The sequence below is a fragment of the Saccharicrinis aurantiacus genome (assembly GCF_001660705.2).
GTDB classification, from domain to species: Bacteria; Bacteroidota; Bacteroidia; order Bacteroidales; family Marinilabiliaceae; genus Saccharicrinis; species Saccharicrinis aurantiacus.
On the sequence record NZ_LYBV02000026.1, the window covers coordinates 264,573 to 279,796 of the forward strand.

Sequence of the window (15,224 nt, forward strand, 5' to 3'; positions counted from 1 at the left end):
ATAAATATAGTTTTAGGGATTCTTGTTGTGTGCAATCTATTTTGTTTCAGCATGAATGGTCAAAGTATGTTGGATACGAAACTATCTATCAATATAAATGAACAAGCTATTGAAGCCGTTTTTAAAGAAATAGAAGATCAGTGTGAAGTTCGTTTTGCTTATAATCCATCTATTTTTGAGGAAGATAAGCTTGTCACTATAACTGTAGAAAACCAAACATTAGAGTATGTTCTTAATCAAATACTAGGTAAAGACATCACCTATAAATTGGTAGGTAAACACTTGGTGTTGCAACTAAGAAACGCCAAGCAAGAAAAAGGAAAGAGTGATGCTTTAAAAGGAACCGTGTTTGATGATGAGGGCAATTTATTAGATGGTGCCATCGTGTTTTCATTGTATCAAAATAAAAGTACCATAAGTAATAATGGAGCTTTTAGTCTAAAAATAAAAAACGATTTAGCTTCTTATGACATCAGTATATCGCACCCAAATTTTAAAGATACCTTATTGCATTTTACGCAAACTCCTGAAGATGCGATCAGTGTTTATTTAACACGCTTTGAAAAGGATACGCTGCAGTTTCAGAAATTTGAAAATAAAAGCATCAGCAAATTAGATATTAAGCCCATTAATAATATTGGTATTGTTGATTTTGTGGTTCCTGAAGAAAAGCGTTATATATCAAGCTATCTGCCATTATTAGAAACTGTACCAGGTCAGGTTTCAGTAATTCCATCCATTAGTACCAATGCTTTGCATAGTGGTACTGTTAAAAGTAAAATATCACTGAATGTTTTAGGAGGATATACAGCTGGAGTAGATGGGATTGAACTAGGAGGCTTGTTTAATATAAACTTGGGTGGAGTAAATGGTTTGCAAGCTGCTGGCTTATTTAATATTCTTGGAGAAAGTGTTAATGGTTTACAGACTTCGGGTATTTATAATTTGAGCCAAGGAAATATGCGTGGCTTGCAAGCTGCAGGAGTTGTAAATACAACACTTGGTAAAGTAGATGGAATGCAAGTTTCTGGCTTGTTGAGTTATGCTGGTTCAGATGCCAATATTCAGATATCTGGACTGCAATCGGTGGCAAAAAATAATAGTATACAGGTTTCTGGTTTAGGCAATACATCTAAATCGACAAAAGGAGTACAAATAGCGGGTGTTTATAATATAGCCGACTCTTTAGCCAACGGTATTCAGGTGAGTGGGGTTTTTAATAAAACAAAGCTTCTTAAGGGGGTTCAAGTTGGATTGGTAAATTACAGTGATACCATCGAAAATGGTCTGCCAATCGGACTCGTTAACATCACCCGTAAGGGGTATCAGCGTTTGCAAATAGAAACAAATGAGTTATACTATGCGGATGTGGCTTTAAAGACTGGTTCGGAGCACATATATAGTATTTTAAAAGTTGGAGCAGGTAGTATTTCTGATGTAGGTTTTGGCATTGGCTTTCAGAGCAGCCCTTATAAAACAGTAGCCCTTAATTTAGATATGGTAGCCTCCGCAGCTTTTGATACCGAAAGAATTAATGAAGCCAACCTGCCTTTTTATGGTGGCTTGTTTAAAACATCTCTGTCGCTTGGTTTTAATTTACGCAATGGAATGGGCTGCTACCTTGGCCCTAGCTTTAATATATTTGTGCCCAATAGCAAGGACTTGAGCCACCTTGAGTTTCATGGAGCCATACCAGAAGAATTGTATTATGGGCAGCATATTATTCAATCGTCCTATCAAGATGGAGTTGCTAAAGCTTGGCTTGGCTGGCAATTTGGTTTCCGCTTTTAATAAAGAAACCCCACTAAAATACTTTAGCGGGGTTATATAAAAGGACAATAAACAGCGCCTCTTTATTTAATCGAACTCTGGTTGTATGTAGTTACTTACTTATACAAAGTATCGATACTATTATTTTACAATGAGCTTTTGTGTACTAACATCTTGCCCATGCTTAATTTTTACAATGTATAAACCAGGTTTAAGCTCATTAGTATTAATACTTACTTCGCTATTACTGGTTGTTTGTTGATAAACTGTTTTACCAGTCATTTCAACAAGTTGAATTGTAAAATCTTCATCGTTATAATTTGTGTTGATACGTAATGTATTACCTTTTAAAGGATTTGGGAAAATAACAGGCTTGTTAAACGCGCTTTTTTCTTCTGATTGGAATCCTGTTTCTACTGATGCCGATTTAAGTGTTGTATAGCTCACAACCAATTGAGGTGCTGTTGCAGAGTTTTCTTTGCTTGCAAAAGCAACATCATTTCCTTCAGTTTGTGTAAGCACAAAACTTACCTCTTCATTAGGATTCAATGATGAAGTATTTAAACTGCACGAATAAGTACTGCCAATAGCATACGTATTATTTAAACTTCCTAATAGTGCTCCTTTTGATGGGGCATTACTTGTTGTAAGATTAGTTTCAGACCAGTTATTGCTATCTCCTAAATTAATATCGATATTACCATTTCCAGAATCACCTGAGCAAGTTAGTTTTAACTCGGCTTTGGTTATGGTGCCACTGATAGAGCCTAAATCGTACATTAAGTAGCCCGTACGTTTATTAGGTTCTATGCGTATTATATCCGCGTTGTACGCAGTACTTCCTTGTAAGTAAGCATCGTTTATAGGTGATAGCGTTACGGTTTGTGTTTCAGAACCTGTATCTGTTTTTGTAAATTTAATCCAATTCAGATTTAGATCTCCACCATCAAAAGTAGTTCGTAATATTTGATTGCTTCCTTCGTTTAGTGAAATATCAGCTAATTTAACAGTCTCAAAGTTTGACCAACCACCAGTATTCGGACAGCTAATTGAACCCAAATTTGTACCATTAATAGATAATGATATACCTTTACTTGTTGTAGTTGTAGCAATATTTGCTTCAATATCGTAGGTTCCAGATTCAATATTAACGGTATGTTCTATCCACTCGCCATCAACGGTCCATCCTATATTTATCTCTCCATTTTTAGTTTCAATATCTACACCTTCACTTGTGCGCATAACATCTCCACCTTTGTTTGTTGCATCAGAATCATGGTAGGCTATTCCTTCGCCGCCCGTGTCAAACTCCTCTGCTTCTATTGTGCCTGGAATACTGCGAGCTGTGCCACCATATGGTGCTTGTTCGGCCGGCGGTGTTGTACTATCGCCATTGGTTACATACTTGTCCCAAAATGTACTAATGTTTGTAATAGAGCTTGATAAGTCAAATATCCACCAATTTTCTACGCAATCTGAAAAATCTACGCCACCTTCTGCAATTGTTGGGTTTTCCCACGATGCATCATATTCATCGCACACTCTTTTTGCTTCAGTCCAAGCATCACGTGCGTATGTATTAGGGTTACTCGACGCTGTGGCGCTTTCAAGATACGATGTGTTTTTGTTATTAAAATTGGGTGTATTGTTAGTTCCATTACCATCTTCTATTTTATGATAATCTGTATTGGATTTAATCCACGAAAGTTTGCTATCGTTGGTCTGTTCTTCGTTCCACTCGCTATGCTGTACCACTACTACATTTGATTTAATAAGCGATTCTGATATGCCTTCGTTAATCAATTGATTGCACCAATCATAAGTAATATCCGATTGTCCGGCCTCTTGCACAAATACCTTTCCTCCGGCATTTAAAATTGGTTTTACTTTAGCTACAATCCAGGTAACAGAATTATTCCAATGGTCGTGAGCGTTTGTCCATATAACATCTTCTTGCCCAAACAACATATTGTAAAGTCCGGGTACTGCCTCGGTAACAAATGTTCCACCTTGTTCTCCATAAGCACCTGCAACCACATAATGGTTTATGTTGGCAAAATCGGCGTGCTGTAACATGCAACCTAATGCTGCCGCCGAATGTACATCATCTTCATCGGGTTTTAAATCGAATTGAGCCAATAATAAGTCCGTATTACTATTAAAGTAAGGACGTTGTGCACTTGTATTTTGCACAAAGGTTCCAGCAATAATTATTGCTGCGAAAATTAATTTTAATGATTTAATCATTGTTGTGTTTTTTTTCATTAATACTGTTTGGGCGCTGTTTTATACCGCATGTATAATGCATTAATTGTTGTTAATTAATCCATGTATACTTTTGGTATAGCCTATTTAGAAAATTTATGTGTTTTCTGTTTGAATATGTTAATTAGTTAGTGTGTGTTAATTAACTAAAGTATTATGTGTGTTAGTTGTGTTTTGGTAAAACAAAGGCACTAGCTAAAGTGCCTTATTAAACGTTATTTTTTCTTAACTATAATCTGTAATTTTTCTAGTAATTGCGGTTTGTCGTAAAGGGCCACTTTAGCTATTTGTTTAAAGTCGTGCATCCAATCATTAAGCCTATCAACCATTATATCTCTGTCAACGGTGGCTTGTTGTGCTTCACCTTTTTCGAGCATTATTTTTTGCTGATAGTTTGCTGTTTGATTTACTTTGTTTAACGAACTCTCAAGTCTTTCGGCAGTACAACCAAAATTGCTGGCTTTGCCTAGCCAAACTTCATTATCTAATAAAATTTGATAAAAATTAATCATCTGATTTATGGCACTACTAAAGGTGCGCTCGCGTTTGCCGTTTAGTTTAAGTGTAAAATAGGCATCTAAATCATTTTTAAAAACTACGCGACATATGCTCAAGTGTTGCAGGTATTCTTGTTGAGACTGTTCTAACTCATTAGTTTTGCTTTCTTGCGCTTTGGCCACATCACCATATTCTTTATAATACGTTTGATTGGCAGTAATTGCATCGTTTAGAATTAGCTTGCCAGTGCCTAACTTTTCAGGGGTATAACCAAATTGGCTTAGGGATGCTGAAATGTCGGGATCGTTAATCGAATTGTTAATTCGGAGTGTAGATTTTTGAATGAGTTCATCGATTTTAGCATTTGTTTTAATCATTTTTCTAGTATTAAGGGTTAATTTATCAACTGTAGTCCGTTTTTTTATGCGGGATCTACATTTTTTATATTGTGATCACTTTATTCTGCATGTGCACCAACTTTGCAGCCTTTGCACCACTAATTTTTACTTCTGTATCATCATATTCTGACATTGTACTGCGTACCTTTCTCTTGCACCGCTCGCTTTTGCCTTTGTACCATTTATTTTTGCTTATGTACTTGGTACAAGAGCAGAATTTATGGTACAAGAGCGAAATAATGTGGTATAAATAGAGAAAAAGTAATCTACAGAGTGAAGATTGTTGGTGTAATGGTTACTACTTTGAAGAGTGGAGTTGCGGAGTTTGGGTTTTTCATAATATAGGTTTGTTTTAAATGGGCATATGTTTTTAAATGAGTAACTAAGTTAGTTTTTATATTGATAACTACAAATTTTAATGTGTATTATGTTTTGTGTGAGTGATTGCAGCGGCATCCTTTTTGGCCTTTTTCGGGGCAAAAAGATATAGCGAAAAGCACGACCCGCAGGGGCACACCCTAATTAAATTAAAAAAAACTTTAGAAGGAGGGGTGGGGGAAAATTGTTTTGAGTTGTCGTGATAATGAAAGACGCTTAAAACAATTTATTATTATTAAGATTAGGAAAATGAAAACAAGAATTATAACAGTATTGGTATGGGTTATTTTATTTATGCCAAATATATATGCTCAGAAGTCGGATAGTATTTTGGTATCAAAAACAGACTCAATTGCCATGCCTAAAGCACAGGCTACTATTATTTATCCGTGGGGAACCAATGGCGAGGCATCGATGAAGAAAGCGAATAATGTATCGTTTAACTTGTTTTATGGTGTAAACGGAGGTTTAGATGGTGCCGAACTTGGTGGCATAGGAAATCATAATTTAGGAGATGTAAAGGGTGCACAGTTTGCCGGCGTTAGTAATATTACTAAGGGTAAAACTACGGGTGCCGCTTTTGCAACGGCAGTAAATGTATCAAGTGATTCGGTGCGCGGGGCATTATTTTCAGGAGGTGTTAATTATTACCAGCATAGTTTGAATGGAGCTGTTTTTGCACCTGTTAATGTGGGTGTAGGCAATGCAAAAGGTGCGCAGCTTGGTGTGGTTAATGTGCAAAGTAAGCGTGTGGATGGAGCTCAGGTGGGCGTAGTAAATTATGCCACAAATGTGAGTGGATCGCAAATTGGCGTGGTAAATACTAGCGATAGTATTTCAAGCAGTTTTCAGTTGGGTGTGGTGAATTATACTACCAAAGCAAGCGGTTCGCAACTGGGTGTGGTGAATGTTGTGGGCAATGATGATGGTGTTGTGCCTATTGGTTTATTTAGCGTGGTTGGCAATGGTTATTTTGGTTTGGAGCTGAGTACTTCTGAAATTTACCATACTACGCTGCAATATAAAATGGGTGTGGATGCTTTTTATAATATATTCTCGGTAGGTCTTCTCGACTATTCAAATTTATCGCAGTATTCTGTTGGTTATGGTGTGGGTACGCAAAAAAGATTGGGTAAGCATCATTTATTAGGAATAGAATTGGTGGGGCACCAAATTGTTGAGGATAATGAATGGGATGTGGTTAATGTTTTGGGTCAGATTAATTTGGATTATACTTTTTTAATTACTCAGAATATTGGCATAAACTTCGGACCAAGTATTAATGGATATTATACCGAGCTTAATAACGGCGGACAATGGGGAAATATTGATATGCCCTACGATCCGGTTTTAGAGCATGAGTTTGATAGAGGCAAACTGTTTGGATGGATTGGTTTAAACGCAGGTTTAACCATTAGATTTTAGAGATTGATGGAATTCCAAATATAAATTTAGATATAAGTTATAAGCGAACAGTTTGTTATTCGAATGACGTTTTTCTTAGACTTGTATTTAGGCGCCTCGTTAGACCGGCCTCTTTACAAAAGGCTTTTGTTTTATTTGGAGCTTTAGTAAGACTGGCTAGCTGAGAGCTTTGCTCTTAGATCCGCCAGCCGCACTTAAGCTACCAATAAATAAGAAAGTTTTTTGTAAAGCAGCCTTGAATTTCTTTGCTTCCGTTTCTTGCTTCAAGGCAAGAAATGAAGTTGGGCCTACCTGCCGGCAGGCAGGTTTGGGCAAACAGCCCAATACGTGATATTATTTAGAGTAACATTGATTTGAAGCAATAACAAACATTATAATAGAAATACTATGAAAACGAAGATTATCTCATTAGCAGTTATAGTAATCGCAGTTTTATCATTTACATCGTGCGAAAAAATAACGGGCGAAGGTCCTGTTGTAACACAAGAATTAGATATAGATTATTTTACAGGGGTTAGTAATAATACCTCGCATACAGTTAGCATTAATTATGGCGACGCCTTAAAAGTTACAGCAAAAGGAGAGGCTAATATTATTGATAGAATAGAAACTTATATTGATAATGGCGTGTGGAATTTTGAACTTAAAAATGGGAACTACAAAAACTATAGCTTAAGTATTGAAATTACAATGCCAGAAATTAATTATGCGCAAATGAATGGTTCGGGTAAAATTGAAGTTTCGGATATGTTGGCTACCGATGTTACAGAGGAGTTGACCTTAAAACACAATGGCTCGGGCCGATTAAATGTTTCTAATATGGAAGATTATGCGGCTATATATTGTAAAGGTCAGGGTAGTGGTTCTATTACATTATCAGATATTACTATGGATGGTTCTGAACTTAAGTTAGAGAACTCGGGAAGCGGAAATATTAAAATTAGTAATAGTACCCTAATTGCCAATCAGTTTTATGCCAAGTCGGAAGGCAGTGGTGAGATTACTATTAAATCATCCGACGATTCGTTTTTTAATGTGGCAGATGTAAACTCTAGTGGATCGGGTTCAATAGACGTAGTGAGTGCTGTTGTGAGTAAATGGTCTTCAACACAAAATGGATCGGGCAGCGTTAAAGCGCATGTAAAAGACGAATTGAGTGTTACCATAAACGGATCAGGAAGCTTTAAATATAAAGGAAGCCCAACTATTTTAAAACAAGAAGAAAATGGCTCGGGTAGTGTTGGCCGACTATAGTAATACCAAAAACACCATCAATTTATTTATCAATCATTTAATAATGTATTTGGTATAAATTATTTGTTTTTAGCATGCTCTGCACCTTATAATTGAGAGGGATTACTTTATAGATATGCAGAAAAACAGTCTTAAGACAAGAATAAGTTATTTATAATTGATAAGAAAAAGAATAGCGTAACTGCATAGTGGTTACGCTTTTTTTATGCCCAATTTTAGAGGGATACAAGTTTTGAAACTAAAAAAGTAGTTGAATAATTTGTTCAACTAAAATATTAGTTATAAGTTTGAACTATTAATTTAGTTGAACGATGAAAGAATTAACAAAAGCAGAAGAACAGGTAATGCAGCAACTTTGGAATTTGGGCGAAACCAATGTAAAAAGCATTATTGAACAAATGTCGGAACCCAAGCCGGCATATAATACAGTATCCACCATAGTTAGGATTTTAGAAAACAAAGGTTTTGTAGATCATAAAAAGGTAGGCAAAGGATATGTGTATTTTGCCATTGTTACCAAAGAAGCTTATAAAAAGAAGTTTATGAAGCGTTTTATGTCGCATTACTTCCAAGATTCACTTAAAGATTTTGTTTCCTTTTTTGCTAAAGAAGATAAGATGGATATAAGTGAGTTGGAAGAGCTAATGAACGAAGTTAAAAACGATTTGAAAAATAAGGAGGATTAACATGGAAACCTTTATAGCATATCTTATAGAATCCGCTTTAATATTAGGAATATTAACCCTCTTTTATAAGTCGTTTTTGCACAACGAAACGCTTTTTAAATTCAATAGGTTTTACTTGCTGATGTCTGTTGCACTGGCAACAGTAGTGCCCTTTTTAAGTTTTTCTTTAGGTACCAAAAGTGCTGGAGTGGAGGCAGATAATTTTAGTAATTTACTGGGTACGGTTAATGTTTACGCCAATAATGTGCGCGAGTTAATTGTGCCTGTAGTAGCTAAAAGTAACATGTTTAAACTCCTTTATGTGTTGGGAGCAGTGGCATTGTTGTGTAGGTTGCTTTGGGGATTTATCCGATTGGGCGGATTATCTAAAAAAGCAAGCTGGACAAAGGAGAATGGTGTTAGAGTGGCCAATTTGCCTGGGCGCTTTAATCCTTTCTCGTTCTTTCAAATTATTTTTGTGAATCAAACCCTTTACTCTTCGTCCGATTTAGAGAAAATAATGATTCACGAAAAAGCCCACGTTCGATTAAAACATTCTGTTGATGTTATACTGTTTGAGCTATTATTGATAGTTCAGTGGTTTAACCCCTTTGTATGGTTCACTAAATTTTTATTAAAGGAGTTACACGAGTTTCAAGCCGATAAAACTGTATTAAAAAGCGGTATGCATGTTGGCGAGTATAAATTGTTGTTGCTTAACCAGGTCACAGGTGTCCGCTTGTTTCCGGTTAACAACCTAAATCAGAGTATCACTAAAAAACGATTTAAGATGATGACTAATAAAACATTAAAAAATATATTACTAATTAAATCAATTGTGGCTGTTGCCGTTTTAATAACTATTTCTACATTTTTTGCATGTACCAATAGTGATGAAGGGCCTGAATTAGCTGAAGAACCTCAATCATATTTAAATGTAGACCTTGATGAGGAGGTGTATTTTTTAGCCGATGTTATGCCTCAGTTTCCTGGAGGAGATTTGGGATTAAGAGAGTATATTGCTTCCAATGTTCGTTACCCTAAGGAGGCTCAGGAACAGGGCAAAGAAGGTAGAGCGTATGTACAATTTGTTGTTGATAAAACAGGGACTATAAAAGACGTAAAGATTGCTCGTTCTTCAGAATGTGCTTCAATTGATGAAGAAGCAATAAGAGTAGTATCGGCGCAACCTCAGTGGCAACCAGGTATAAAAGACGGAAAGAGTGTAAACGTTTCTTATACTGTTCCAATTAATTTTGTACTTAGAAAATAGAGTGACTTCTATTTATTAAAATAATAAGTAAAACAAAAGAAAAGACAATGCAAAGGCTGCCAAATGGTGGCCTTTTATACTTTTATTAGGTAAATGCTTGCTTATTAGAGTGAGTTTAATTTCAAATCACTATTTTTGCGGCTTAAACAAAAAGTACATGTCAATTATCTATACCCCGCAACAATATAAGTTAGCAGATAAAGCCCAAGAGAATTTTATTGATGCCGATGAGATTCATCAAATATTAGAGGCGGCAAAAAGCCCTCATGCTGATGATGTCCGTCGTATCATAAGCAAATCCTTAAACAAGGCGCGCCTTTCGCTTCAAGAAACAGCTGTGTTACTAAATGCGGATAGTCCTGAATTGGTGCAAGAAATTAAAGACGCTGCCAAGGAATTAAAAGAGCGTGTTTACGGTAAGCGTATTGTGCTGTTTGCACCACTTTATGTGGGTAACTTATGTATTAATAATTGTACTTATTGTGGTTTCCGTAACGAGAATAAGGATCAAAAAAGAACCACGCTTACGCTAGATGATTTAAAACTAGAGGTGAAAGCCCTTGAGGATGCCGGACATAAGCGATTGATATTGGTTTATGGCGAGCACCCAAAATACGATGCTAATTTTATAGCTGAAACCGTTAAAACAGTTTATGGCGTAAAGCATAAAAATGGCGAAATCCGTCGCTTAAATATTAATGCTGCTCCACTTGATGTTGAAGGATTTAAAACTGTGGCTGATGCAGGTATTGGTACCTACCAGATATTTCAGGAAACCTACCATCGCGAAACCTACGATAAAGTGCATAAAAGCGGTCCAAAGAAGGATTACGATTGGCGTGTTACAGGCTTAGATAGAGCCATGACAGGAGGCATCGACGATTTGGGCATTGGTGCTTTATTGGGCTTGTACGATTGGCGTTTCGAAATTTTAGGTTTGTTGCGTCATGTGAACCATCTAGAGTCTGTTTTTAATATCGGTCCGCATACCATTTCATTTCCGCGCCTGCAAGATGCCTCGGGCATTGATGTCGATTCAAAATGGAAAGTATCTGATGCCGATTTTACCCGATTAGTGGCCATCCTCCGATTAGCAGTTCCTTATACAGGGCTAATACTAACCGCTCGTGAGCCAGCCGAAATTAGAGATGAGGTATTGCAATATGGCGTGTCGCAAATAGACGGCGGAACCAATATTGAATTAAAAGGCTATTCGGCCGATGAGGATGAACAAAACTTGGATAAAGAGCAATTTGTAATTTCAGATAACCGCAGTCTTAATGAAGTGATGGACGAGCTGGTCCAGAAAGGTTTTATCCCATCATTCTGTACGGCATGTTATCGTAAAGATAGAACGGGCGAGCACTTTATGGAGTTTTCGGTACCCGGATTCATTAAACGTTTTTGCCAACCCAATGCCATGCTTACTTTGGTGGAGTACCTTGAGGATTATGCACCTCAATCCACTAAAGAAAAAGGATATAAACTAATAGAAGAGGAACTCGCTAATTACGAAGATGAGCGTTTTAAATCGCGCTTATTACAGCGTTTAGAAAACATAAAAAGTGGCACCCGCGATTTATATTTTTAGTAAGAATTCATTCTTACAATAAAAATGCCCCTATGCTGTGAAGTGTAGGGGCATTTTTGCTTTTATATCCTCAGTGTAAATTCAGTTGTAATATCGGAAATGATCGATTATTGATTGTTTTTGTATTTATTTAAAAATAGGACTCTTCATAGTTTTACATCCTGTAAAGAAGTTTAAAATATATCATTATCTAAAATATTTAAACAATGAAGAGTGCATTGAAAATAAGCTTTATTGCAGTTCTGTTAATTACAGTTACACAGCTGCATAGTCAAAAGAAATTTAAAGCCAACTGGGAATCCCTATCTCAATACGAATGCCCTGAGTGGTTCCGCGATGCTAAGTTTGGTATTTACACACACTGGGGTGTATATTCTGTACCAGAGGATGAATCGGATTGGTATGGAACTTATATGTACACCGAAGGACATCCTAATAATACCACTCATAAAGAAAACTATGGCGACCCAAAGGAATTTGGATACAAAGATTTAGTACCTCTTTTTACAGCACCTAAGTTTGATGCCGATGAATGGGCTGAATTATTTGTGGAGTCAGGAGCTCGTTTTGCAGGTCCTGCTGGCGAACATGCCGATGGTTTTTCAATGTGGGATTCAAAAGCAAATCCATGGAATTCGGTGGATATGGGACCTAAACGCGATATTGTTGCCGAGCTAGAAACTGCCATTCGAAAGCGAGGATTAAAGTATGTTGTTAGCCTTCATCATTCGTGGCTTTGGGGTTGGTTTCCCACATGGGATGAGAATACCGATTGTGCCGATCCTGCCAACGAATCTTTATATGGCGAAAAAGTTGCATCAACCGCATGGAGAGTTGAAGGTGAACGTGGATATTACAAGGTTGATCCAATGCCAAGTGCCAAGTTTGAAAAGTTGTGGCTTGAGAAAGTAAAAGAAGTTGTTGATGGTTATAATCCTGATTTACTATGGTTCGATAATCGAGTTCAAATACTTTCAGAAAAAGTTCGCCAAGAGATGATGGCCTACGCTTATAACAATGCTGCGAAGAACAATCAGGAGTTTGTATTAACATTTAAGCGACCAGACTTTCCTTTGGGTACAGGAACTGTTGATTTAGAACGCAATCGAATGCCCGATATTTATCCAGAACCTTGGTTAACGGATAATTCTATATCTAAACAAAAATGGATTTGGCATAAAGATCTAAAATGCTATCCAACCAATAACCTTATTGATGATTTGGTTGATATCGTGAGTAAAAATGGTAACCTATTATTAAATGTAGCGCCAAACCCTGATGGTACTATTCCTGAGGATCAGAAGCAGAGATTGAGAAAGATGGGGCAATGGTTGAAGTTAAATGGTGAGGCCATCTACGAAACTCGTCCTTGGCTAGTGTATGGCGAAGGGCCTACCGAAACAAAAACAGGTCATTTAGCAGATATGCATTTCGATGGATTTGGTGATGAAGATATTCGTTTTACAACCCGTAATGGACAATTATATGCCATAGCTTTAGGATGGCCAAAGTCAAATGTGCTTTCAGTAAAGTCCTTAAGTTCTACTTCATTTAATGGAGATATTAAGCGTATCGAGTTAATCGGATCAAAGAGTAAGCTAACTTGGGAACAAACTAAAACGTCTTTAAATATCCAATTGCCATCGGCAAAGCCATGTGAGCATGCTTTCGTATTTAAAATTAATTAGCTATGAATTCTAATAAGTTACGAATTGCTGTTCGCAAGTACGATCCCTTTGAATCTGCCATCGAAAAAATATGGCAGAAATTTAAAGGTACTACAGCTTGCCCTCTTGAGCTTGAGATAGTCCTTCTTGATTTGCATCCCTTGTATGAGGAGATCATTGTTAAAGATGGACTAAAAAACGGGGATTGGGATATTACATTTATCAATACCGATTGGATTACTGAGGCGGTTAAAGATGGTCATGTTGAAAAGCTAGATGCCTATATAAAAAGGTCTACGCCTGATTCTTATCCTGAAAATTGGTCATCATCGCTTTTGCAGATGCAAGAGTTTGATGGTTCTGTTTATGGTTTGCCTATGCACAATGGCCCCGAATGTTTGATTTATAGAAAAGATCTTTTTGAGAGTGCACAGGAGAAAGAAGCCTTTAAAGTCAGATATGGTAGGGAACTAGAAGTACCATCAACCTGGGATGAATTTAATGAACTTGCTTTGTTTTTTCAACGCCCTATTGAAGGACAATATGGTACTGTATTCGCAGCTTATCCTGATGGACACAATACTGTATTCGACTTTTGCTTGCAAATGTGGACCAGGGGAGGAGAATTATTAGCCGAAGATGGAGCTGTTATTCTAAATTCAGAGCAAGCCATTGCGGGGATGAAGTATTATCGTTCAGCCATAAAAAATACAGAGATGGTGCATCCTAAATCATTTGATCTTGATTCTGTGCAATCAGGGATGGCATTTGCCAATGGAGAAGTGGCTATGATGGTAAATTGGTTTGGCTTCGCATCAATGTGCGAGGTTTACGATAAATCGAAAGTAAAGGGAAAGGTTGATGTTGCCTATGTGCCTGCTGGTGCAGGAGGGGAAGGTGTTTCCTTAAATGCCTACTGGTTATACGCATTAGGCACAGGAAGTAAGCACAAACAAATTGCCTACGACTTTATGCGTTTTGCCATTAATGCCGAAAATGATAAACTTCTTACTTTGGAAGGAGGAATTGGTTGCCGAAAATCAACGTGGATAGATGCTGAAGTGAATAGTGTTGTTCCTTATTATTATAAATTAGAAAAGCTTCATAAAAATACCAGAGCATTACCAAAGCTGGCCCATTGGCCAAAAGTAGCCAGCGTAATTGATAAATTAGTATTAGAGGTAATTAATACAGAAAAAGATATTGAAGATATATTAAATGAAGCACAACTAAAGTTGGATGCTATGTAAGTTCAAAGGGGAATCGGAAATTGCATATAATAAATTTTAAGGTTGTGATTATTAGGAGCTGCATTTAGGCGCCTTGATGTTTTTTCCTTAGTTTTTGTCATCAAGAACAAAAAGTAGGTCAGGGTTTGGGATGAAATCCCAATAAGTAAAGTCGTTTAGGATAATATTGAAAAAAAAGAGTTATAGGATTAAATTTTAAATTAATTGATATGCCAGAAAATACACCAATAGAGAATCACAAAGATATTAAGCTTTATAATACAGAAGATTGGCTTTATGAGGATTTTGTAATCGGACAAAAAGATCGTTCCATTAGTAGAACCATCTCCGAAGGAGAATCGATGACATTTAACGGTCTTGTGCTAGATATGCACCCATATGTTGGCGACCAGAAGTTTGCCGAAGAAGAGGGGCTATTTGGCAAAAGACTTGTTGCAGGTGCTTTGGTATTTAGTATGGGACTTGGCCTTATGGCCAATAACAATGTAAATACTTTTAGCTATGGATACGATAAACTACGTTTTATTAAGCCAGTGTTTATAGGTGATACTATTTATACCATTAGAACGCACTTAAACAAGCAAACTAAATATGATAAAATGGGACTGATAACTGTAAGTTATGAGGTTTATAAACAGCCGGGAGAGTTGGTTTTATATTGCGAACACCTACAAACGGTTAAGTATAGGAACCCTGAAAATATAAAGAGATAACAATTTTAACAATGCAAAAAGGGATACCATTAGGTGTCCTTTTTTTATACCTTAATCTTATTTTATAGAGTTGCTGA

11 protein-coding genes are annotated in these 15,224 nt (G+C 36.7%); 9 read left to right on the plus strand and 2 right to left on the minus strand.

Annotation, left to right across the window (positions count from 1 at the left end; genetic code table 11):
- Positions 1 to 51: 51 nt before the first annotated feature.
- Complete coding sequence (locus A8B35_RS11255; protein ID WP_068472950.1) at positions 52 to 1,791, plus strand: STN domain-containing protein; 1,740 nt, start codon at positions 52 to 54, stop codon at positions 1,789 to 1,791.
- A 120-nt stretch (positions 1,792 to 1,911) separates the two neighbouring features.
- On the opposite strand, the gene A8B35_RS11260 is transcribed toward A8B35_RS11255, so the two are convergent.
- Positions 1,912 to 4,017 (minus strand): carbohydrate-binding domain-containing protein, encoded by a 2,106-nt coding sequence (locus A8B35_RS11260; RefSeq protein ID WP_171973194.1) that lies wholly within the window; start codon positions 4,015 to 4,017, stop codon positions 1,912 to 1,914.
- Positions 4,018 to 4,250: 233 nt separating this feature from the next.
- Positions 4,251 to 4,910, minus strand: a complete 660-nt coding sequence (locus tag A8B35_RS11265; RefSeq protein WP_068472956.1) for a hypothetical protein — start codon at positions 4,908 to 4,910, stop codon at positions 4,251 to 4,253.
- Between the two features lie 648 nt (positions 4,911 to 5,558).
- Between A8B35_RS11265 and A8B35_RS11270 the strand changes: the two genes are divergently transcribed.
- The 8 genes from A8B35_RS11270 (at position 5,559) to A8B35_RS11305 (ending at position 15,147) form a co-directional block, all read left to right on the plus strand.
- A complete protein-coding gene (locus tag A8B35_RS11270) occupies positions 5,559 to 6,734 on the plus strand; it encodes an LA_2272 family surface repeat-containing protein (RefSeq protein WP_068472961.1) in 1,176 nt (391 codons plus the stop codon).
- Positions 6,735 to 7,121: 387 nt separating this feature from the next.
- Complete coding sequence (locus A8B35_RS11275) at positions 7,122 to 7,988, plus strand: GIN domain-containing protein (protein WP_068472964.1); 867 nt, start codon at positions 7,122 to 7,124, stop codon at positions 7,986 to 7,988.
- Positions 7,989 to 8,299: 311 nt separating this feature from the next.
- Positions 8,300 to 8,674 carry a BlaI/MecI/CopY family transcriptional regulator gene (locus A8B35_RS11280; RefSeq protein ID WP_068472967.1) on the plus strand — a complete coding sequence of 125 codons (375 nt, stop codon included), beginning with the start codon at positions 8,300 to 8,302 and terminating at the stop codon, positions 8,672 to 8,674.
- Position 8,675: 1 nt separating this feature from the next.
- Positions 8,676 to 9,926: a M56 family metallopeptidase gene (locus A8B35_RS11285; protein WP_068472970.1), complete on the plus strand. Its 1,251-nt coding sequence runs from the start codon at positions 8,676 to 8,678 to the stop codon at positions 9,924 to 9,926.
- A gap of 157 nt (positions 9,927 to 10,083) precedes the next feature.
- Complete coding sequence (hydG, locus tag A8B35_RS11290; protein ID WP_068472973.1) at positions 10,084 to 11,517, plus strand: [FeFe] hydrogenase H-cluster radical SAM maturase HydG; 1,434 nt, start codon at positions 10,084 to 10,086, stop codon at positions 11,515 to 11,517.
- Between the two features lie 206 nt (positions 11,518 to 11,723).
- Positions 11,724 to 13,205 carry an alpha-L-fucosidase gene (locus A8B35_RS11295; RefSeq protein WP_068472976.1) on the plus strand — a complete coding sequence of 494 codons (1,482 nt, stop codon included), beginning with the start codon at positions 11,724 to 11,726 and terminating at the stop codon, positions 13,203 to 13,205.
- A gap of 2 nt (positions 13,206 to 13,207) precedes the next feature.
- Positions 13,208 to 14,434, plus strand: coding sequence for an ABC transporter substrate-binding protein (locus A8B35_RS11300; protein ID WP_068472979.1), 1,227 nt, complete (start codon positions 13,208 to 13,210; stop codon positions 14,432 to 14,434).
- 209 nt (positions 14,435 to 14,643) lie between these two features.
- A complete protein-coding gene (locus tag A8B35_RS11305; RefSeq protein ID WP_068472982.1) occupies positions 14,644 to 15,147 on the plus strand; it encodes a MaoC/PaaZ C-terminal domain-containing protein in 504 nt (167 codons plus the stop codon).
- Positions 15,148 to 15,224 lie beyond the last annotated feature (77 nt).

Excerpts from the sequence above, each read along its gene's own strand:
- A8B35_RS11255 (WP_068472950.1), top strand. The coding sequence starts at position 52 with ATGAATGGTCAAAGTATGTTGGATACGAAACTATCTATCAATATAAAT.
- A8B35_RS11260 (WP_171973194.1), bottom strand. The coding sequence starts at position 4,017 with ATGATTAAATCATTAAAATTAATTTTCGCAGCAATAATTATTGCTGGA.
- A8B35_RS11265 (WP_068472956.1), bottom strand. The coding sequence starts at position 4,910 with ATGATTAAAACAAATGCTAAAATCGATGAACTCATTCAAAAATCTACA.
- A8B35_RS11270 (WP_068472961.1), top strand. The coding sequence starts at position 5,559 with ATGAAAACAAGAATTATAACAGTATTGGTATGGGTTATTTTATTTATG.
- A8B35_RS11275 (WP_068472964.1), top strand. The coding sequence starts at position 7,122 with ATGAAAACGAAGATTATCTCATTAGCAGTTATAGTAATCGCAGTTTTA.
- A8B35_RS11280 (WP_068472967.1), top strand. The coding sequence starts at position 8,300 with ATGAAAGAATTAACAAAAGCAGAAGAACAGGTAATGCAGCAACTTTGG.
- A8B35_RS11285 (WP_068472970.1), top strand. The coding sequence starts at position 8,676 with ATGGAAACCTTTATAGCATATCTTATAGAATCCGCTTTAATATTAGGA.
- hydG (WP_068472973.1), top strand. The coding sequence starts at position 10,084 with ATGTCAATTATCTATACCCCGCAACAATATAAGTTAGCAGATAAAGCC.
- A8B35_RS11295 (WP_068472976.1), top strand. The coding sequence starts at position 11,724 with ATGAAGAGTGCATTGAAAATAAGCTTTATTGCAGTTCTGTTAATTACA.
- A8B35_RS11300 (WP_068472979.1), top strand. The coding sequence starts at position 13,208 with ATGAATTCTAATAAGTTACGAATTGCTGTTCGCAAGTACGATCCCTTT.
- A8B35_RS11305 (WP_068472982.1), top strand. The coding sequence starts at position 14,644 with ATGCCAGAAAATACACCAATAGAGAATCACAAAGATATTAAGCTTTAT.